Annotated in this window: 14 protein-coding genes; 13 read left to right on the top strand and 1 reads right to left on the bottom strand. The window is 41.1% G+C overall.

The annotated features are described in order from the left end of the window. Window positions 1-19 precede the first annotated feature (19 nt). A complete protein-coding gene (gene fbp, locus J4N24_RS12340) occupies window positions 20-1,153 on the top strand; it encodes a class 1 fructose-bisphosphatase (RefSeq protein WP_207533996.1) in 1,134 nt (377 codons plus the stop codon). Window positions 1,154-1,166: 13 nt separating this feature from the next. Here the strand turns inward: fbp and rnhA are convergent, their stop codons facing one another. Then, window positions 1,167-1,622 carry a ribonuclease HI gene (rnhA, locus tag J4N24_RS12335; RefSeq protein WP_207533995.1) on the bottom strand — a complete coding sequence of 152 codons (456 nt, stop codon included), beginning with the start codon at window positions 1,620-1,622 and terminating at the stop codon, window positions 1,167-1,169. A 227-nt stretch (window positions 1,623-1,849) separates the two neighbouring features. Between rnhA and J4N24_RS12330 the strand changes: the two genes are divergently transcribed. From J4N24_RS12330 to J4N24_RS12275, 12 genes are all read left to right on the top strand, one after another. Next, window positions 1,850-2,257: a hypothetical protein gene (locus tag J4N24_RS12330; RefSeq protein WP_207533994.1), complete on the top strand. Its 408-nt coding sequence runs from the start codon at window positions 1,850-1,852 to the stop codon at window positions 2,255-2,257. A 314-nt stretch (window positions 2,258-2,571) separates the two neighbouring features. Next, the gene (locus J4N24_RS12325; protein WP_207533993.1) at window positions 2,572-3,009 is read left to right on the top strand and encodes a BLUF domain-containing protein; all 438 of its coding nucleotides are present in this window, start codon (window positions 2,572-2,574) and stop codon (window positions 3,007-3,009) included. A gap of 170 nt (window positions 3,010-3,179) precedes the next feature. Further along, entirely contained in the window at window positions 3,180-5,015 is a 1,836-nt protein-coding gene (locus J4N24_RS12320) for a glycoside hydrolase family 15 protein (RefSeq protein WP_207533992.1), read from the top strand. A 326-nt stretch (window positions 5,016-5,341) separates the two neighbouring features. Continuing rightward, on the top strand, window positions 5,342-8,467 hold the full coding sequence (locus J4N24_RS12315; RefSeq protein ID WP_207533991.1) for a SusC/RagA family TonB-linked outer membrane protein: 3,126 nt from the start codon (window positions 5,342-5,344) through the stop codon (window positions 8,465-8,467). 11 nt (window positions 8,468-8,478) lie between these two features. Continuing rightward, window positions 8,479-10,410: a RagB/SusD family nutrient uptake outer membrane protein gene (locus tag J4N24_RS12310; protein WP_207533990.1), complete on the top strand. Its 1,932-nt coding sequence runs from the start codon at window positions 8,479-8,481 to the stop codon at window positions 10,408-10,410. 218 nt (window positions 10,411-10,628) lie between these two features. Beyond that, the gene (locus J4N24_RS12305) at window positions 10,629-11,486 is read left to right on the top strand and encodes an alpha/beta hydrolase (protein WP_207533989.1); all 858 of its coding nucleotides are present in this window, start codon (window positions 10,629-10,631) and stop codon (window positions 11,484-11,486) included. Window positions 11,487-11,544: 58 nt separating this feature from the next. Then, window positions 11,545-14,037: a glycoside hydrolase family 95 protein gene (locus tag J4N24_RS12300; protein ID WP_207533988.1), complete on the top strand. Its 2,493-nt coding sequence runs from the start codon at window positions 11,545-11,547 to the stop codon at window positions 14,035-14,037. Window positions 14,038-14,197: 160 nt separating this feature from the next. After that, complete coding sequence (locus J4N24_RS12295; protein WP_207533987.1) at window positions 14,198-15,049, top strand: sialate O-acetylesterase; 852 nt, start codon at window positions 14,198-14,200, stop codon at window positions 15,047-15,049. Window positions 15,050-15,097: 48 nt separating this feature from the next. Then, window positions 15,098-16,444 carry a family 43 glycosylhydrolase gene (locus J4N24_RS12290; protein ID WP_207533986.1) on the top strand — a complete coding sequence of 449 codons (1,347 nt, stop codon included), beginning with the start codon at window positions 15,098-15,100 and terminating at the stop codon, window positions 16,442-16,444. 42 nt (window positions 16,445-16,486) lie between these two features. Next, the gene (locus J4N24_RS12285) at window positions 16,487-17,839 is read left to right on the top strand and encodes a glycoside hydrolase family 43 protein (protein ID WP_207533985.1); all 1,353 of its coding nucleotides are present in this window, start codon (window positions 16,487-16,489) and stop codon (window positions 17,837-17,839) included. Between the two features lie 16 nt (window positions 17,840-17,855). After that, window positions 17,856-19,223, top strand: coding sequence for a glycoside hydrolase family 43 protein (locus J4N24_RS12280; protein WP_207533984.1), 1,368 nt, complete (start codon window positions 17,856-17,858; stop codon window positions 19,221-19,223). 40 nt (window positions 19,224-19,263) lie between these two features. Next, window positions 19,264-21,306 carry an NPCBM/NEW2 domain-containing protein gene (locus tag J4N24_RS12275; protein ID WP_207533983.1) on the top strand — a complete coding sequence of 681 codons (2,043 nt, stop codon included), beginning with the start codon at window positions 19,264-19,266 and terminating at the stop codon, window positions 21,304-21,306. The last annotated feature ends 5 nt before the right edge of the window (window positions 21,307-21,311 follow it).

Below are 21,311 nucleotides of genomic sequence, written 5' to 3'. Positions count from 1 at the left end.
AAAAAATACACTAAGTACTATGTCAGCAGTAAAAACACTAGGTCAATTTATCATTGAAAAACAAAAAGATTTTCCTTATGCAAAGGGAGAATTGTCGCGCCTATTAAGAGATATTGGAATTGCCGCCAAGATCGTGAATCGTGAAGTAAATAAGGCAGGTCTTGTTAATATTCTCGGCGAAGTGGGAACAACAAATTCTCATGGAGAAGCGCAGAAAAAATTAGACGTTTATGCAAATGAACAGTTCATCTCAGCTTTGACCTGTGGAGGTGAATGTTGTATTATTATTTCAGAAGAGAATGACGACCCAGTGTATATAGAATCTGAAGTTTCTAAAAATGCAAAATACATAGTAGCTATTGACCCCCTTGACGGTTCATCAAATATCGATGTAAACGTTTCTATCGGTACAATATTTTCTATTTACCGACGGAAGTCAGTTGAAGGAAGGGCTACAATTGAAGATGCATTGCAGAACGGAACAGAACAGGTAGCTGCAGGATATGTGGTTTATGGAGCATCAACAATGCTAGTTTATACCACAGGAGTAGGTGTAAATGGTTTTACTTTAGATCCTTCAATAGGCGAATTTTGTTTGTCTCACCCTAACATGAGAATCCCTAAGACTGGTAACATCTATTCCATCAATGAAGGAAATTATGTCCATTTTCCTTCAGGTGTAAAACGTTACCTAAAATATTGCCAGGTCGAAGATAAAAATACAAACAGACCCTATGTATCGAGGTACATTGGATCTATGGTGGCAGATTTACACCGCAATTTGTTAAAAGGCGGAATATTTATTTATCCAACTACATCCAGTGCCCCAAATGGGAAATTGAGATTGGTATACGAATGTAATCCTATGGCTTTCATCATTGAACAGGCGGGAGGAAGGGCAACAACTGGTTTCGAAAGAATCCTTGAGTTGAATGTGGAATCATTGCACCAACGTTCTGCAATTTTTATTGGATCAGAAGAGATGGTTAGAAAGGCCGAAGAAATGATGATGGATTTTTCTCCTGAAATTGCACCTAAAAAAGTTATAGATATCACCGGATCTCTAACCATAGAAAAAAAGGAAGTTAGCCTTCTAGCTGATACTACAGAAAAGGAATTAAATAAACTTGGAGTAGTTGGAGGGATTGACTAAGTCAATCCTGTCCTCAATTCTCCGCCTCGAACACCGAGTCAATCATTAATTTATCTTTTTGTTGAGATGCTGCGACTGCTAAACGGTCGCAGCGCTCATTTTCGGGATGTCCTGCATGCCCTTTAATCCACTGGAACTTGACATTGTGCTGTTTGTAAACTTGTAGAAACCGGAGCCAAAGATCTTTATTCTTTTTGCCTGCGAACCCCTTATTCAGCCATCCGAAAACCCATTTTTTTTCTACCGCATCTACAACGTATTTAGAGTCAGAATAGATTAATACATCTTGTCCTGGTTTTTTAATAGCTTCAAGGCCTGCAATAACAGCTAGTAATTCCATCCTGTTATTGGTGGTTTTTCTATACCCGGCGGATAACTCTTTGTAGTGAGGCCCTGATCTTAAAATTGTTCCATATCCCCCTGGGCCAGGGTTTCCACTTGATGCACCATCTGTAAAAAGTTCTATCATTTACTTGATTTCTCCTAAAAGTTTGCTGTTTTTCGGTTGCCTGAACAAATTCTTATGTGATTGTTGATTCGTGTTGAATTTCTTTTGCTCATGATTTTTAGCGTGAGCCGGCAAAAATAGTATTTGTAAATCGTTGAGGTGAATTAAAGTATATTTTAAGATGCATAAAATAAGGTGTTACAACTTGGGAGGTTCATGCGTAATGTTAGGTGTAAAATTGACTCAACATGACTAAATACTATTATTTCTACTTCTGCATGGTTTTCAGCCTTTTTTTCAGCAGCTGTAAGAAGGAGGCTCCTATTGTAAATGCTTTGATAGGACAATGGGAGCTTAGCATTTCTGTTGATGGAATGACAGGGAAAGCCACTAAGGCCGGGGCGGGAAGTGGAAATTTGTTGAGAATTGCAAAGAAAAGCTACGAAAGGTATGAGAAGGGGCAGTTGGTAGAGAGCGGCTCTTATAGTATTGTTCAGGAGAACAGTATACTCTATCATAAAAAACTCGATAGAATAGTCTTTAATGATGAATACGATATGCCAAGAACCTTTATCAAAATAGAAAGCGATCAGTTAACGATATGGATTGATGCTTTTGATGCACCTTCAGTTGTTTATAAGAAAGTAGTCCAATAAGGAAAAACAGACTTTTGTTGCGTTTGATCTATTGAATTAGCCATGCTTAAAAAAATGAAGCGTGTTGCTCTGAAAACTTCCGAATAGTTTTAAATTTGATTTGTTCTGGAATGTAACATCATTTTACCTCTGTCGTAAAAATAGTCGAATTAAAACCTCAATCTAAACATTAAGCTTATAAGGAAGCAAAACTCGCATGAATTGGGGCTGAGGTAATAATTTTAGGAGCGGGAATATGTTCTATTTATTTTTGCCAAAAGAAAAGTATCGGATTTTAATTTAACTGATCGATCTATAATATAAGCGTTGTTTTTATGGAAAGTGAGAATGAACTATGGAGCGTCGTGCTGTTAAGCACAACGGTAAAAGAGATCACACCTGAACAGATAGAGAAAGACCTGGCTAAAAGGAGGGAGGTGCGGAAGGCGAATGGCATAACCGGAATTGTTATTAATGCACGAGGTAATATTCTGCTTTTAGCAGAAGGAGCGAAAGCGCAGGTACAACACCAATATGAAGAGATTAAAAAGTACCAGGGGCATCATAGTATCATTAAACTTTATTTTGGGCCTGTTCCCTTTAGATTTTTCGAGGAGGAACCTCTTGCATTCAAATCTTTAGGAGTAGAAGCCTATAAGTTCCTGGATTCATTTACATCCATAGAACAGAAAGAGTATTTTCAGGAAGTACTTGATATTCATCATCCAGTTAGCAGAATTATAAGCGATTTTATAAAAAACAACTCTAAATAGAATCCTTTTTGCCTGTAAATAGTAGCTCTGGCTGTTTTCCATAAACGGCAGATGCTTGTAATTTCCTCAAATATAACAAAATAGAAGGGGAAGCTCCATTAGCACATCATATCCTTGAAAGTCAAACTAAGTAACCTAAATCGGGTTACTCGATTAGCATATTAATTTGTATGACTTATCAACCAATAGAGAATTACGGAATTATAGGAGATCTAAATACAGTTGCCCTTGTAAATTTAAATGGCTCTGTTGATTTTATGTGTTTCCCGGATTTTGATTCTCCTACTATTTTCGCTGCTCTATTAGACGCAAACAAGGGAGGTAGCTTTAAGATCAGTCCTAAATCCGACGAGCTGAAGTACAAACAGCTTTATCTTCCCGATACCAACGTGTTACTTACCAGATTTTTATCAAATAAAGGGGTTGCGGAGTTAACTGACTTTATGCCTGTAGAAGAATTGTATGGAGGGAAAGAGTTAATCAGGAGAGTAACCTGCATTCAGGGGGAGTACGAATTCGATCTTGAATGTTGCCCCCGGTTTGATTATGGACGAATAGCTCATGATGCAGAACTAATTAGTGAAAATGAAATCTTATTCAAAGCAGAGGGAGAAAATGAAATTTCTGTTAGGCTGAAAAGTACAGTCCCTTTGGAAATAAAGGATGGGGACGCTAAGTGTAGCTTCAAATTAAAAAAAGGTGAAAAGGCAGACTTTCTATTCGAATTAGTTGATGGAAAAAATATTCTGGCCCAAGGAATGGAGGATTTCATAACGGAGAGTCTTTATGCTACCATAAAGTATTGGAAAGACTGGATTGACAAGTCAAAGTACAAAGGCCGGTGGATGGAGGTTGTTAATCGTTCTGCTTTATGCCTTAAGCTTATGACTTCATTTAAATACGGATCTATGGTAGCCTCACCCACTTTTGGGCTTCCCGAGGAGATCGGCGGGGAACGTAACTGGGACTATCGCTATTTATGGATAAGAGACGCTTCATTTACTATTTATACATTTTTAAAGTTAGGTTACCGGAAGGAGGCAAGGGCTTTTATAAACTGGATTGAAAAACGGTGTCAGGATATTTCCAAGAGTAATGAGTTCCTCAATCTAATGTACAAGTTAAATGGAGATAAGGATCTTCCGGAGGAAGCTCTGCCACACCTTGAAGGTTATAAAAGGTCTTCTCCGGTCAGGATAGGAAACGGAGCTCATACGCAAATTCAATTGGATATTTATGGCGAGTTGATTGATTCTGTTTATTTGTATGATAAAGAGGTGGAGCCAATTTCTTACGGGTTCTGGAAAGATCTTTCCAGGCATGTTGATTGGGTTTGTGATAACTGGCACCGGAGTGATGAAGGAATTTGGGAAGTTAGGGGAGGTAAGAAAGAATTTCTGTACTCGCGAGTAATGTGTTGGGTTGCGTTGGACAGAGGAATTAGAATTGCTCAAAAGCATTCTTACCCTCTAAATCAAAATTGGATAAGTGAACGTGATAGAATTTTCAACTCCATACACATGGAGTTTTGGAATGAAGATTTAAAAGCCTTTGTGCAGTATAAAGGAGCAAAAACTGTTGATGCAGCAACCTTGCTGATGCCCATGATCCGTTTTATTGCTCCCAGGGATCCTCAATGGTTGTCTACCTTGAGTCGCATTGAGCAAGAACTGGTCTCCGACTTTCTGGTTTACCGATACCGACCCAACGAACGGCTGGATGGCTTATCTGGAGGAGAAGGTACCTTTTCTATGTGTACTTTCTGGTATGTGGAGAACTTAGCATTAGCCGGCGAAATTACAAAGGCACGTCTGTATTTTGAGAAGATGTTAGGCTATGCAAATCACTTAGGCCTTTATTCAGAAATGCTAGGGTTACAGGGGCAACACCTTGGAAACTTTCCTCAAGCTTTCACTCATCTAGGCCTTATAAGTGCTGCACTCCATTTAAACAGGGCTTTAGATGATGAACGGAATAAGGATATGCAACAAGATCATCATGGGTGATGAAATAAGAATTTCATAAACCCGCTTGCCAGTACCTAATGTATAAGGTCATCGTTATCGCTATTTAACCGACGCCATAATCACATCAAACATTTGTGCTATCAATTTAGCCAAAATTCCCCTACTGATTATTGATCAGCACCTAGTTTTACCCTCGTTAATCAATTAAGAAAAAGCTATTCGAAATGGTCCTATTAACATTTTGAATAGTTTACCATGAAAAATTATTATGAAAGACTTTATCAGAGGCAGGGACCGCCCTTGCTGTTTATTCTATTCATGCATCAATTATCCTAATCAAATCCTTAAACTTTCAATTAGTACTAATGAAAAGACTAATATTAAATTGTAATAGGGGAGGATTTCTTCTATTCTTACTATTTATTTCAATTTCCTCTGCAACCTATGCTCAAACCAAGCGAATAACAGGTACGGTTGTAGACGAAAATAGTCAACCCCTGCCAGGCGCGGCGGTGAAGGCAAAGTCGGGCGCCGCAGGAGCGACAACTGATGTCAACGGAAAATTTAGTATCACCCTTGCGGCAAATGAAACCATATTAGTGGTTTCATTTGTAGGATACACAAATAAAGAAGTGCGTATTGGCTCCCAAACATCCATAACAATAAAACTTGCACCTGATTCCCGTAGCTTACAGGAAGTGGTTGTTATTGGGTATGGTACTCAAAGAAGGGAAGCTGTAACAGGTTCTGTTTCATCAGTGGGCGGAGAAACTTTAAGAGAAGTTCCCGCAACTAATATTACCCAGTCATTGCAAGGACGGTTACCTGGGGTAGAAATGACCCAAACATCCAGCCGTCCTGGTGCAGGAATGCAGATTCGCATCAGGGGAACCCGGTCACTAAGTACCAATCCAGGAAATGGCCAAGACGATCCTCTTGTTGTATTGGATGGTATTCCATTTTCCGGTTCTATTAATGATATTGACCCCAATAACATCAAAAGTATCGATATTCTTAAGGATGCATCAGCCACTGCAATTTATGGATCGAGGGGAGCGAATGGAGTTATATTGGTGACTTCGTTTCGGGGACAGAAAGGACAAGCAGCGCGCGTTTCATACAACTCATTCTATGGAATTAAAAGCGTTCTTTCTCAATTTCCGATGATGGACGGACCTCAATTTGCAAAATTGAGAGCAGAGGCAGCCAGAACGGTAGATGAATTGGGCAGAGGAGGAAAGTTCAGCCCATCTGCTGATGAAGCAGACAATGCCAGTACCAACTGGCAGGACTTATTATATCGTGATGGTAAGACTATGAGCCAGGATGTTAATTTTTCTAATGGATCAGAAAAAGGAAACTTTTCTATTGGCGCAGGCTATTATCTGGACGAATCAGTGCTTCCAACAAACAATTTTAAACGGTATTCCCTTCGTGCAGCAATGGACCAGGAGGCCGGCAAGTATTTAAAGTTTGGGCTTACATCCAATAATAGTTATGGGATAACACAGGGTAATCAGGTTGGTATAGGCGACGCGTTAGGTGCTTCTCCGCTTGCATCACCTTATGATCAAAATGGTAATTTAAAAAGGGCAACTTTTGCTTCTATTGATCCTTACCGCGTTTGGACAAAGGAATCGATTGAGGAGGTTGAGGATAGATGGTTAAGCGAGTCAAAAGGATTTGGTTCATATAATAACTTATATGGAGAAATGCGCATTCCTGGGATTGAGGGACTGAAAGCACGTGTAAATCTTGGATTGAATATCCGCACCACAGCGGGCGGGTTTTTTACTGGAGTTGGGGTAACGAGCTCTACTAATCCAAATGAATTATCGGGAGCCGGCATAAATAACTCCCTGATGACTGACTGGACCGTTGAAAACCTTTTAACTTACGATAAAACGTTTGGAAAGCATCAACTTAATGTTGTAGGTCTTTATTCTGCTCAGGAGAATACTTTCAATCGCTCAGATATTTCGGTAGCAGATCTTGCTGCTGAGCACTTCCAGTATTACAACCTCGGTCAGGCTCTTGGTAATATCACTATCAACCCGGATAATCAAGGGAGACAGGTTTGGGGATTACTATCCTACATGGGACGCGTTATGTATAATTTTGACAATCGCTACATGCTTTCGGCAGCTCTTAGGTCGGATGGTTCATCAAGGCTTGCTCCTGGGCATAAGTGGCACACTTATCCAGCTGTTTCTGCTGGTTGGAACATTGGTCAGGAAGCATTCATGCAGGATTTCACTGCCTTAAGTTCTTTAAAGCTTCGGGCTGGATACGGGGTAACCTCAAATCAAGCAGTTCTACCCTATACAACGCTAGGAAGACTAGGTGTCAGATACTATAATTTTGGGGATGCAGGTGCCGATAGTTATGAAAATGGTTATATAATTGATCAACTTCCGAGTCCAAGACTAGGTTGGGAGTTTACAAATACCTGGAATTTCGGTCTGGATTTCGGTCTGTTTAAAGGAAGGCTAAATGGAACAATGGAGTATTACAAGCAGCATACTACAGATATTCTCCTGTATTTAAATCTGCCGTCAACAGCAGGTGTTCCTGGTTATACTGATAACATAGGTGAAACCGAAAATAAAGGATTTGAGCTTTCACTTAACGGAACTATAATAGATAACCCTAAAGGTTTAAAATGGGAAGCCGGATTCAATATCTACACAAACAGGAATAAGTTAGTAGCGCTTTCATCTGGTGCTGACAGAAATGAGGGTAACTGGTGGTTTGTTGGACAGCCGATCAATGTCATCTTCGATTATGAAAGAACAGGTTTGTGGCAAGCTGGAGATCCTTACCTTAATGTTCTTGAACCCGGTGGGAATGTTGGTATGATTAAGGTGAAATATACGGGGGATTATGACGCAAATGGCGTTCCTGTTAGACAGATAGGGGCTGCTGACAGACAGATAATTAAATACGATCCAGACTTCCAGGGAGGATTTAACACGCGTTTGGCCTACAAAGGCTTTGACTTAAATTTGGTTGCTGCATTCAAAGGGGGAGGCAAACTAATTTCTACATTTTATGGGAGTTCAAGCTATTTAAATCTTTTGAATGGCCGCCACAATAATGCAGTAGTTGACTATTGGACGCCTGAAAATACCGGGGCAAAATATCCTCGTCCGGGAGGTATAACAGCAGGCGATAATCCCAAATACATGAGCACAATGGCCTATTTTGATGCTTCTTATTTAAAAATAAGGACTATCTCTTTAGGTTATAACTTTAGTGGAAAGTGGATGCGTGCTGCTGGCATAAATAATGCCCGTGCTTACGTAACTGCACAGAATCCGTTCATTTTGTTCTCCCCTTATTATAAGGAATCCGGCATGGACCCAGAGCCGAATTCGTATGCGAATCAAAACCAAGCAGTTAACACTCAGATTGTACAACGCCTACCGGTAGTAGGTTCCAACGTACCATCAACACGTAATTATTTACTTGGACTTAACTTCACCTTTTAATATTGATTATCATGCAAAGGATATATAAAATTTTAGCACTTACTGGCCTCGTATTAACAGCCAGTTGCGATAAAATTCTAGATGAGACTCCTCGCGACCGTTTTGAACCAGGTTTCTTCAAAACAGAGGCTGGAGTAAAAGGAGGTTTAACAGGCCTATATTCAGGTTTACGCCGCCTTTACGGACAGCCCTATTACTACAATGCTACTGAAACAGGTACAGATGAATATACATATGGATCGCAGGCAGACGGAAACTTCAGAGCTGCTGATCTATCCGGTCTTGGTATACCTGATGCCCAAAACAGCCGCTGGGATGTATTATGGAATACAGCCTATGCGAATATAAATTCTTCAAGTGGAATTATAGCTAATGGAACTGAGGCCAATATGCCTGTATCCCTATTAGCCGAGGCACGTTTTTTCAGGTCTTTTAGTTATTTTCTTCTCGTGCAGACATTTGGGGGAGTTCCTCTGGATCTGGGAGGGGGTATATTAGAATATAATACGACACCAACAATTAGTTCAAAACGAAACACAGTGCCCGAAGTGTATACTTTAGGTGTTTTTCCTGATCTCATTAAAGCAGTTGCAGATTTACCGGATAACCCGAGAGTAACTGGCGCGATTACTAAAAATGTAGCAAGATTAACTTTAGCTAAAGCCTATCTTACTTATGGATGGTGGTTGCAAAATCCTAACAGCATCCCAACATATCCCGAAGTGGGAAGGACTGACCCTGATGGCCATGATGCAGCTTGGTATTTCCAAAAGGCTTATGACACTGCCGTTGAAGGTATAAATTCCCCAGGTCCTTACGCCCTTCAAGCTACTTATTACGATGTTAATTTGGCGCAGAACGATCGTAACAAGGAGATTATGCTCTGGGCGGATCATACTGAAGCAAATGCACAATATAGTGAGAGTAATATTACGGGATGGGACGGTGGAAATGGACAAAACCAGGCGGGATGGATGACCACCTGGTATTTCCAAAACATTAAAGCTAGTAGTAATCCCACAACATGGTCTCCAGTAGATGCGATGTTTAGAACAGTTCAAGCAGGGCAGTCGTATTCAAGACCCTGGATGCGTATGACCCCACCAATAGACGTATTTACAAAGACTTTCTCAGATAAAACACAGGATTCTCGATTTAATGGTACTTTTACTACTGTTTACCGGGGCACATGGCATTTAAATACAGCTCGCACCGAGCAAACGCTCTATGGTGCTAATTTTCTACCTATATCAAAAAATGGAAAAGTACTTTCATTTTTACCCTCAGATCCAGGTGGAATAAATTATTCCACATCCACTGTTTTTAATGATAATACAGAAGCTGGGTTTTTGGCGGGTAGGGCTGACTATGTTGTACCTCTGGACAAAATTTCAAGAAATATCTATCCGGGACTTTGGAAACTTGGAGCGTACCGCAAATCAACCGATTACAATGACGATAAGATTGCAAGCTCTCGTCCATTTAATATTTTGAAGTTTTCGGAGTTTTATTTTGTTGCAGCTGAGGCTGCTGTTAAAGGTGCCACCGTTCGACCTGGTCAGAGTGCACGAGAATTAATTAATGTTATCCGGGCTCGCGCAGGCAAGTGGAAGTTCGATGTTGCTGAAAATGTTGCAAGAGTTGAAGATAATTCTGCAGCTTTAACTAACGCCACACCTACAGTTATTGATATCAATTACATCCTGGACGAGCGGTCTCGTGAATATTTTGGTGAAGGTTACCGTTGGCATGATCTTGCACGTACTCAAAAATGGGAGGAATATGCTGGTTCGTACAGAATATCAGCCACGGCTGGTGCTGCACCAACAACAGTTCAGAGAACTCTTCCAAAGTATTTGTATTTGCGTCCAATTCCCCAGGGACAAATAGATCAAATGGATGCGGCTTCAAAAGTTGGATATCAAAATCCAGGCTACCAATAAATTGACCGTATTATTATTACTAAGAAATGGCCGCCCCCGGGCGACCATTTTTGTTATCTCGTAAAATCCATCGTGCTTTTTTAACATTAGTGTACGCTTGTTGCACAAAAGTCGCCTGTGTTTTTTCATCGTCACATTACTTTTATTGCTCGATAAACTAATACCCGGTTTGCTGTACTCAGCTATAGGGTAAATGAATACTCTCATTCTGATCAATTATGAAATATCTTCTAATTTTCTTTTTTGCTTTTATGTTTTCATATTCCAGGAGTAATGCTCAGCTATTGGAAAAGCAGGCGCCGGCTGGTTTTGATATTATCCTTGAAAATATTCCTCATGGTGCTATAGACACTGTAAGCTATTCGTCGGTTACCGTTGGTACTAATCGTAAAGCTTTAGTCTATACACCTCCTGGTTATAAGAAAAATAAAAAATATCCAGTATTATACCTCTTGCATGGAATAGGAGGCGATGAAAAGGAATGGTTTAATAATGGACAACCCCAAATAATTCTGGACAATTTATACGCGCAGAAAAAGCTAAGTTCTATGATTGTTGTTTTACCTAATGGTAGGGCAATGAAAGATGACAGGGCTGTTGGTAACATTTATGGCCCAGACAAGGTCCAGGCCTTTGCTAATTTCGAAAGAGATCTTCTAACAGATCTTATCCCTTTTATCGAGAAGCATTATAATGTGTACACTGACCGTGAAAACCGTGCTATTGCTGGTTTATCAATGGGAGGTGGGCAATCATTAAACTTTGGATTAGGAAACCTTGACAAATTCGCATGGGTAGGAGGGTTTTCATCGGCTCCAAACACTAGGAAACCAGAAGATCTTTTACCTAATACAGAGGAGGCAAGAGGGAAGCTGAAATTATTATGGATCTCTTGTGGCGATTCCGATAACCTCATGCAGGTTAGTAGTCGTACCCATAATTACTTACAGCAAAATAAAGTGCCACATATTTTCCATGTCGAGACCGGAGGGCATGATTTTAAGGTTTGGAAGAATGATCTATACCTGTTTTCCCAACTTTTATTTAAGCCTGTAGTTTTGTCTCCAATCCAGTAGGACAATGATTATTAAGTTATCAAAATTTTCGTTTAAAATTGGAAGACTTGTTTTTGAAATGGCCAGACCGATTTTAATAACAATCCTGTTTTCCACTTTAATTGTTGGCTCGATACACGCTCAGACGAAGGAGTCCCCGTCAAAGTCTGCTTCTTCCTTAAAACTCTGGTATAACAAACCTTCCGGCAAGGTTTGGGAGAATGCCTTGCCATTAGGAAATGGAAGACTGGGAGCTATGGTTTATGGAAATGTTGAGACAGAGACAATTCAAATGAACGAACACACACTTTGGAGCGGAGGTCCCAACCGGAATGATAATCCCAGCAGTTTGGATTCGCTGGAGTCAATACGAAAGCTGATCTTTGAAGGAAAACAAAAACAGGCCGAGCAACTGGCCAATAAGGTGATCATCAGCCGGCAGTCGCACGGACAGATGTTTGAGCCCGCAGGAGAACTGCATTTAACCTTTCCTGGCCACGAAAAGTATTCGAATTACTACAGGGAGCTAGATCTAGAACGAGCAGTTACAAAGACAAGTTACACGGCAGGGGATATAACTTACACGCGGGAAACGCTAACTTCCTTTCCTGATAGAGTGATAGTTGTGCGGCTTACCGCCGACAAGCCGCGAAGTATCTCATTTACGGCTTCTTATTCTTCCCCTCAATCCAAAGTCAAGGTAAATTCCATTCAGTCTAAGCAATTGTGTTTTGCAGGTACAACTATCGATCATGAGGGAGTGAAAGGTATGGTCAGATACATGGGAGTTGCTGAATTCAAACCGGAGGGAGGGACTCTTACTTCTAGTGATAGTACCATTTCAGTGGGTAACGCTAATGCTGTAACCATTTATGTATCTATTGCAACCAACTTCAATAACTACGAGGATGTTAGTGGAGATGAAAACGCAAGAGCAATTTCTTATTTAAACAAAGCTAAACGCAAGACATTTTCCGAAATTCTGAAGGGACATATTGCTGCTTATGAGAAGTACTTTAACCGCGTGAAACTGGATTTGGGGACTAGCCCAGCGGCCGAGCTTCCTACTGATGAACGCTTGAGGAATTTTAATTCTACTGTTGATCCGGCCTTTGTGGTCCTTTACTACCAGTTTGGTCGTTACTTGTTGATCTCTTCTTCACAACCCGGGGGGCAGCCGGCGAACTTACAGGGAATTTGGAATTCAAGACTACGTCCAGCCTGGGATAGTAAATACACCATTAATATCAATGCACAAATGAATTACTGGCCTGCGGAGAAGACTAATCTATCCGAATTGCACGAGCCTTTTATTCGAATGGTGCAGGAAATGGCTATTACCGGTCAAAAGACTGCAAAAAATATGTATGGAGCGAGAGGTTGGATGGCTCACCATAACACGGATATCTGGAGAGCGACCGGAGCTGTTGATGGTGCCTTCTGGGGGGCATGGAGTAATGGTGGGGGGTGGCCAAGTTTACATTTATGGGAACACTACTTGTATACCGGAGATGAAGTTTTTCTGAAAAGCATTTATCCTGTGTTAAAAGGAGCAGCTCAATTTTATGTCGATTTTTTGGTAGAGCATCCTACGTTTCACTACCTGGTGGTTAACCCGGACGAGTCTCCGGAAAATGCACCTAAAGCCCATCAGGGATCTTCTTTAGACGCTGGAGTAACCATGACAAACCAAATCGTATTTGATGTTTTTAGTACAACAATCAGGGCGGCTGAAATTTTAAATACAGACAAGGCCTTTATTGATACTTTAATAAAGACTCGAAATCGTTTAGCTCCAATGCATATAGGGCAGCATGCACAGGTTCAGGAATGGCTGGACGATATAGATGACCCAAAAGATAATCACAGGCACGTTTCCCACTTGTACGGATTGTTCCCTTCTAACCAGATTTCTCCTTACCGTACCCCCGCTTTATTTGGAGCAGCAAGGAATACGCTTCTTCACCGGGGCGATGTTTCAACAGGCTGGAGTATGGGCTGGAAAGTGAATTGGTGGGCAAGAATGCAGGACGGTGATCATGCTTATAAACTTATTCAGAGTCAATTAACTCCGCTGGGAGTGAATAAAGAAGGTGGGGGTACTTATAATAACCTTTTTGATGCTCATCCTCCTTTTCAAATCGATGGTAATTTTGGATGCACTTCGGGAATTACCGAAATGTTGGTGCAAAGTGCAGACGGAGCAGTTCACCTTTTACCAGCTCTGCCAAACGTTTGGAAGGCAAATGGAACAATCAGTGGGATCAGGGTAATTGGGGGATTTGAAATCCTGGAGCTGAAGTGGGAGGATGGCAAGATTTTAAAATTAGTAGTGAGATCAAAACTGGGAGGTAATCTTCGTTTGAGATCGCCTAACGCTCTTAAGTCTCCTGATAGTATTTTAAAACTCGCTTCTGGCCACAACAGCAACCCTTTTTATCAAGTACCAGTTACTCCCGATCCGGTTGTCTCAGCAAAAGCAACTCTTAAAATTCCTTCATTACTTAGCACTGTCGTATTTGATGTACCTACGCAGGCAGGTAAGGTGTATTCATTTTATGGTGGCAATTAAGCTACTGTTTAAACTGCAGACATTGTGCGATATATAAACTAGGAGCGATCTGGTCTCTTTTAACAAAAGTGTTATTGATTTTCACATTTGTCCCCCTTTAGCATTATCAGGTCTAATAGTTTTGCTTTCAACTAACTCTGCTTACCGTTATAAACAAGATATGAAAATAATACGCGTTGCCCTCGCTTTAATAGCATTTTTATCAACCAGCTTGAATTGCCTCTCTCAAGATTCAAGGTTTTATATATTCTTATGCCTTGGACAATCAAACATGGAGGGTAACGCAAAATTTGAACCTATAGATACTATTGTTGATCCACGTTTTCAAGTTCTTGAAGCAGTTGATTGCCCTGGTTTAAATAGGGTCAAAGGAAATTGGTATCCCGCAGTTCCGCCATTAGCGAGATGCAAAACGGGTCTCACTCCTGCTGATTATTTCGGCCGGACTTTAATAGAAAATTTGCCCAAGGACGTTAAAGTGGGAGTGATTAATGTTGCTGTAGGTGGCTGTAAAATAGAACTATTCGATAAAGGTAGCTACCAGACGTATGTTTCTACCGCTCCAGACTGGTTGCAGAATACAGTTAAAGAATATGATGGAAACCCCTACGGGCGCCTTGTAGAGTTGGCTAAACTAGCTCAGAAAAAAGGGGTAATCAGAGGAATTCTGCTTCATCAGGGCGAGTCAAATACAAATGATGTCACCTGGCCAGGAAAAGTGAAATCGGTTTACAACAATCTTTTGAACGATCTTAATCTTGAACCGGCAAATGTTCCATTACTTGCAGGAGAAGTCGTTAATGCCGATCAGGGAGGCATTTGTGCAAGTATGAATAAGATCATAGCAACCCTGCCTCAAACTATTCCCAATTCTTATGTAATCTCTTCCAAAGGTTGTGAGGATACTACAGATAACCTTCATTTTTCTGCCGCAGGATACAGGGAATTGGGAAAACGATACGGCGAAAAGATGCTCTCGTTGCTAGGCCACAAGATTAAAACAGCCAATTAGCATTTATCCTTTCTGAATTCTAAAACAAAATTATTTAGTCTTTAAAGTATGTCTAAGATAAAACCGGCAAGAATTTTAATGGTATTGCTGTTTTTGATTGCAAATACTGTTTTTGCTCAGAACCCCTTTATCACCAATCAATATACAGCTGATCCTTCAGCACGCGTCTTTGGTGATAGGGTATACGTATATCCATCTCATGATATTCCTTATTCTCCCGGAAAGGGACGCGAAAATTGGTTCATCATGGAGGACTATCATGTCTTTTCTTCCAAAAATCTTGTGGATTGGACAGATCACGGGATGATTGTTCATCAGAATAAAGTTCCCTGGGTAAAATCTGAAAGCTATAGCATGTGGGCTCCCGACTGTATCTTCCGGAATGGGAAATACTATTTTTACTTTCCAAGTACTCCCGCTGATACTAGTGTGAATGGTAAAGGTTTTACGATAGGAGTGGCCGTTGCTGACAAACCAACTGGACCATTCATACCACAGGCAACACCAATAAAAAAGGTTAAAGGTATTGATCCTAATGTTTTTATAGACAAAGATGGTCAGGCCTACTTGTACTGGTCACAAGGACATATCTATGGAGCAAAACTTAAAGATAATATGCTGGAGTTAGCTTCCGAGCCTGTTATTCTTCAGGATCTTCCCACCAAAGGTTTGAAAGAGGGGCCATACTTGTTCGAGCGCAGTGGGATTTATTACATGACTTATCCGCATGTAGAGAATAAGATTGAAAGATTGGAATATGCCATCGGAAACAATCCCCTTGGTCCATTCAAATTTGCCGGTGTCATTATGGACGAATCAGCTACGGGCTGTTGGACAAACCATCACTCCCTCTTAAATTTCAAAAATCAATGGTATCTATTTTACCATCATAACGATCTTTCGCCGAAATTCGATAAAAATAGGTCGGTACGAATAGATAGTTTGTTTTTCAACGCAGATGGAACAATCCGAAAAGTGATCCCAACTCTAAGAGGTGTAGGTCTTAGCAACGCTAGAGAAATGATACAAATAGACCGTTACTCGCAAGTAAGCGATCAAGGAATTGTAGTGGATTTTTTGGATACAACCAATCGGATGAAGGGGTGGAAAATTAATCTCAACCAAAAGGATGCCTGGATAAGGTATAATTCAGTCGATTTCGGTAAATCAGGTATAACAAAAATAATAGCCCGCAATATTGCCGAAAGAGAAGCTGTACTCGAGCTTAGAGCAGATAAACCAGGTGGACCATTAATTAGCCGTCTGGTTTTTAAACAGACGGGAAACTGGAAGGAAAGCTCCTTTACAGCAAAAGCTCCAACAGGTGTCCATGATCTTTATTTAATTATGAAAAGCCCAGCAGATATATCCATAGACTGGCTTCGATTCGAATAAAAAAAATCCATCCACACAAACACACCGAAGATTAAGATTATAATGGATAAAAGAAAAACAAGTCTTTTAGTTATTGGGCTTTTCATCCAATTGCTTATAAAAGCACAAAACCCTATCATTCAAACCATTTATACAGCTGACCCAGCTCCAATGGTTTATAAAGATACAGTTTATTTATTTACCGGTCATGATGAAGATAAATCGACCTGGTTTACTATGAAGGATTGGCACTGTTATACTACTACAGACATGGTGAACTGGACAGATAAGGGTTCCCCGCTTTCTTTAAAAGCTTTTAGTTGGGCAAAGAAAGATGCCTGGGCTGGCCAATGTATTCCAAGAAATGGTAAGTTTTATTGGTATGTGCCCATAAATCATGAGACTATGGGAATGTCGATAGGTGTTGCTGTATCCGATAGTCCCACAGGGCCATTCAAAGATGCACTTGGTAAACCTTTGGTTCACAGCGGAAATGGCGACATAGACCCTACTGTATTTATTGATGACGATGGACAGGCTTATCTGTATTGGGGGAATCCATATCTAAAATATGTGAAGTTGAACAAGGATATGGTTTCATACTCAGGGGAGGTAGTTACAGTTCCCTTGAATAAAGAGGGTTTTAATGTCAGGTTTAAGGATGTTGATAAAAGACCTTCCGCATATGAAGAGGGACCCTGGTTTTACAAACGCAAGAACCTTTATTATATGCATTATGCAGCTGGAGGAGTACCCGAACATTTAGCTTACTCAACAAGCACCAGTCCCACAGGTCCCTGGGTTTACAGAGATACGATAATGCGCATAATAGGGAAGGGCGGAGCTTTCACTAATCATCCGGGAGTAGTTGATTATAAAGGCAAGTCATATTTCTTCTATCATAATGGTGCGTTGCCCGGAGGCGGTGGCTTCACGCGTTCTGTATGTTTGGATGAGTTCCGCTATAATAAAGACGGTAGTATTCCAAGGATAGCTCCAACCAAAGAAGGAGTGAAACCCGTTTCCAATCTAAATCCATTCATACGTCAGGAAGCTGAAACCATAGCGTGGGAAGAAGGGATTGAAGTTGGCGAAAGCATGGAAGCGGGCATTTACGTGACTGAAATTAGCAATGGTGATCATATTAAATTAAGGAGTGTTGATTTTAAGAAGGGTGCAAAAGGTTTTCAGGCAAATGTTGCCTCTGTTGCTGGAGGAAATATAGAGATCCACCTTGACAGCCTGGAAGGTGTACTTTTAGGGTCTGTCGAAGTGAAGAATACAGGGGGAAAAGAGAGCTGGGCTACAGTTTCTGCGGCGATGAAAAAAGTAAAGGGAGTTCATGACCTGTACTTTGTTTTCAAAGGTGGGCAGGGTGACCTGTTCAATTTTAATTGGTGGAAGTTTAGCAAATAGTGATTAAATGAGCATTATGAAAAATTTAATTACCAAAAGTTGGTTTGTGTTGCATTTTTTTTGCAGTATCAGCGCCTTCGCCCAGAATCCCATCATTCAAACCAAATTTACAGCAGATCCTGCTCCTTTGGTGTACAAGGACACCGTTTTTCTTTACACCACTCGTGATGAAGATAATGCTGGACCCGGAATGGGTAAGTTCTTGATGAAAGACTGGCTTCTGTATACCTCTGTAGATATGGTAAATTGGACGGACCACGGAGTTGTAGCTACCCTGAAGGATTTTAAATGGGGAAGGCAGGATAATGGAGCATGGGCACCGCAGTGCGTTGAACAAGACGGGAAGTTCTATCTCTACTGCCCGGTGCAGGGAAGTGGAATTGGGGTTTTGGTGGCAGACAGTCCCTATGGGCCGTTTAAGGACCCTCTAGGGAAAAGACTTATTGAAACCGACCATATTTGGAACGATATAGACCCTACTGTTATTAAAGATGATAATGGTCAGGCATACCTTTACTGGGGTAATCCTAATCTTTGGTACGTCAAACTAAATAAAGATATGGTATCATATTCAGGGGAGGTGATGAAGGTACCAGGTGTAGGGAAAGAAAAAGATCAAAAAACACCCGACGTATTTCATTACCAGGAAGGTCCCTGGGGATATAAACGGAACGGTCTTTACTATATGGCTTATGCTTCCACCTGTTGCCCGGAAGGAATGGCCTATGCTATGAGTAAGAGCCCGGAAGGCCCCTGGGAATATAAAGGTTACATCATGAAACCCAATAAAAAGTCATCTGGTAACCATCCGGGTATTATTGATTATAAAGGAAAAACTTATGTATTCGGATTCAACTATCGATTGAACTTCATGGCTACGGAGACACATCATGAAAGACGTTCCATATGTGTTGCAGAAATGAGTTATAATCCTGACGGAACGATACAGGAATTGCCATGGTGGAGCGAGGAAGGACTTCAGGAGCCTGGTAACATTAATCCCTATGCAATAAATCAAGCTGAGACAATTGCCTGGGCGCAAGGTTTGAAAACTGCAAAAGATAGTATGGGAGGAGGGATCTACGTGACTCGGGTAAATAGCGGAGATTACATTAAAGTAAAAGGAGTCAATTTCGCTAAGAATCCAAAATCCTTTCAGGCTAATGTGGCTTCTTCCCTAGGTGGAACTATAGAAATACATTTAGATAGCCCAGAAGGAAGTCTTTTGGCCTCGTGTGTGGTAAAGAATACTGGCGGGGCTTTGAATTGGAAAACTGTTTCGTCTAAAGTGAATAAGGTAAATGGCAATCATGACCTGTATTTTGTTTTCAAAGGTGGTCAGGGTGACTTGTTCAACTTTAACTGGTGGAAGTTCGGTAAGTAAGGCTGCGACAAATCATTTGATCCAACAATTAAAAATACAAATGAATAAAGTATATAAAAGCAAATTGGCTCGGGCAATCGCTCTTGCTTTCATTTTTTACATAACAAGCTTTAGTGACCTTGTCGGCCAGACAGTATGGCTAGATCAGCTGGACTTAAGTGCGGCAACACAGGGCTACGGAGTTCCAAGGAAGAATAAGACCGTTGATGGCAATGTAATGAAAATTGCAGGTCAGTCCTATGACAGAGGGTTTGGTACTCATGCAGAAAGTTCCCTCCAAATTCAATTAGGTGGGAAAGCGAAATTATTTACTGCATGGGTAGGTGTTGACGATGAAATGAAAGAGCATCAGCCTGCTGTAGAGTTTTTTGTGTTGGGCGATGGCAAGAAGCTGTGGTCCAGTGCTGTAATGAGGGTAGGGGATATAGCTCGGCCCTGCACCGTGGATGTTGCAGGAGTAAACAAGTTGGAACTTGTAGTCACCGATGGAAGTAATGGCAATTATTATGATCATGCCGACTGGGCAGATGCCAAATTTGAAACCCTAGGAGCCACTACATTCGCAACTTTCAACCCTGTATCGAGTGAACCTTATATATTAACTCCAAAGCCCTCCGCAACACCAAAAATAAATAGTGCAAGTGTGTTTGGGGTACGACCAGGTTCCCCCTTTCAATTCAGGATTCCCGTTACAGGCGACAGGCCTATGAATTTTTCTGCCAGCGGTTTACCTTCCGGTCTCAAGCTGAATGGCACCACTGGGGTAATTACCGGAAAATTAGCAAAAGCTGGAACATACCTAGTCAAACTCAGGGCAAAGAATGCAAAAGGGATTGCTGAAAAGAGCTTGAAGATTATTTGTGGCGACCAGATTGCCTTGACGCCTCCGATGGGATGGAACAGTTGGAATTGCTTCGCCGGAGAAGTCTCGGCTGAAAAAGTTAAGCGGGCAGCGGAGGTAATGGTTAAAACTGGTCTCGTTAACCACGGCTGGAATTATGTGAATATCGATGACTTTTGGCAAAATCACCGCGATTCTAAGGATCCATCCTTACAAGGTAAAATGCGTGACGAAGCTGGAAATATAATACCTAACAAACGGTTCGGTGATATGAAAGGGCTCGCAGATTATGTACATGGACTGGGATTAAAGATTGGGATTTATTCCAGTCCAGGCCCATGGACATGCGGAGGTTGTGCAGGAAGTTATGGTTATGAAAAACAGGATGCCGAAAGTTATGCAAAATGGGGCTTTGATTATCTTAAATATGATTGGTGCAGCTACGGAAATGTTATAAATGGACTACCACAGAACGATCCCTATAAAGTCAGCTCCTTGTCTTATCAAGGAGGAAATCAATTAGCTACCGCGATGAAGCCTTTTCAGCTTATGGGTGATCTTCTTCGTAAACAACCAAGGGATATCGTTTTTAGTTTATGCCAATACGGAATGTCAGATGTTTGGAAGTGGGGTGGCTCTGTCGGCGGAACAAGCTGGAGAACAACAAATGACATAACTGACACCTGGACCAGTGTGAAGAACATCGCTTTGGACCAGGAAAAATCTGCGGCATTTGCTAAACCAGGCAATTGGAACGATCCCGATATGCTCGTTGTTGGTACCGTAGGATGGGGAAATCCACATCCAAGTAAACTTAAACCAGATGAGCAATACCTTCATTTCAGTCTTTGGAGCCTTTTTTCTGCTCCCCTGCTGATCGGTTGCGATATGGAAAAACTTGATGATTTTACTATTAATCTGCTTACCAATGACGAGGTGATTGCAGTTAACCAGGATGGTTTAGGCAAGCAGGCCAGCTGCGTTCAGACAATCGGCGATCTCAGAATTTATGTGAAGGACCTTGAAGATGGTAGTAAGGCAGTGGGTTTTTGCAACTTCGGGTTAGAGAAGGTGAATATTGCCTACAATGATCTGAATAAGCTTGGCTTTTCCGGCAAGCAAAGAGTGCGTGACCTCTGGCGCCAGAAAGATATTAGAGATATCAGTACAGATAAAGAGGCTCTTGATCTGAATGTTCCGGTTCATGGAGTGGTACTTTACAAATTGAGTCCATTGAGATAATCAAA

It is taken from the genome of Desertivirga arenae (assembly GCF_017355785.1).
GTDB lineage: Bacteria > Bacteroidota > Bacteroidia > Sphingobacteriales > Sphingobacteriaceae > Desertivirga > Desertivirga arenae.
The sequence above is the reverse complement of the archived record's forward strand: the minus strand, read 5'-3'. Positions and strand labels throughout refer to the sequence as shown.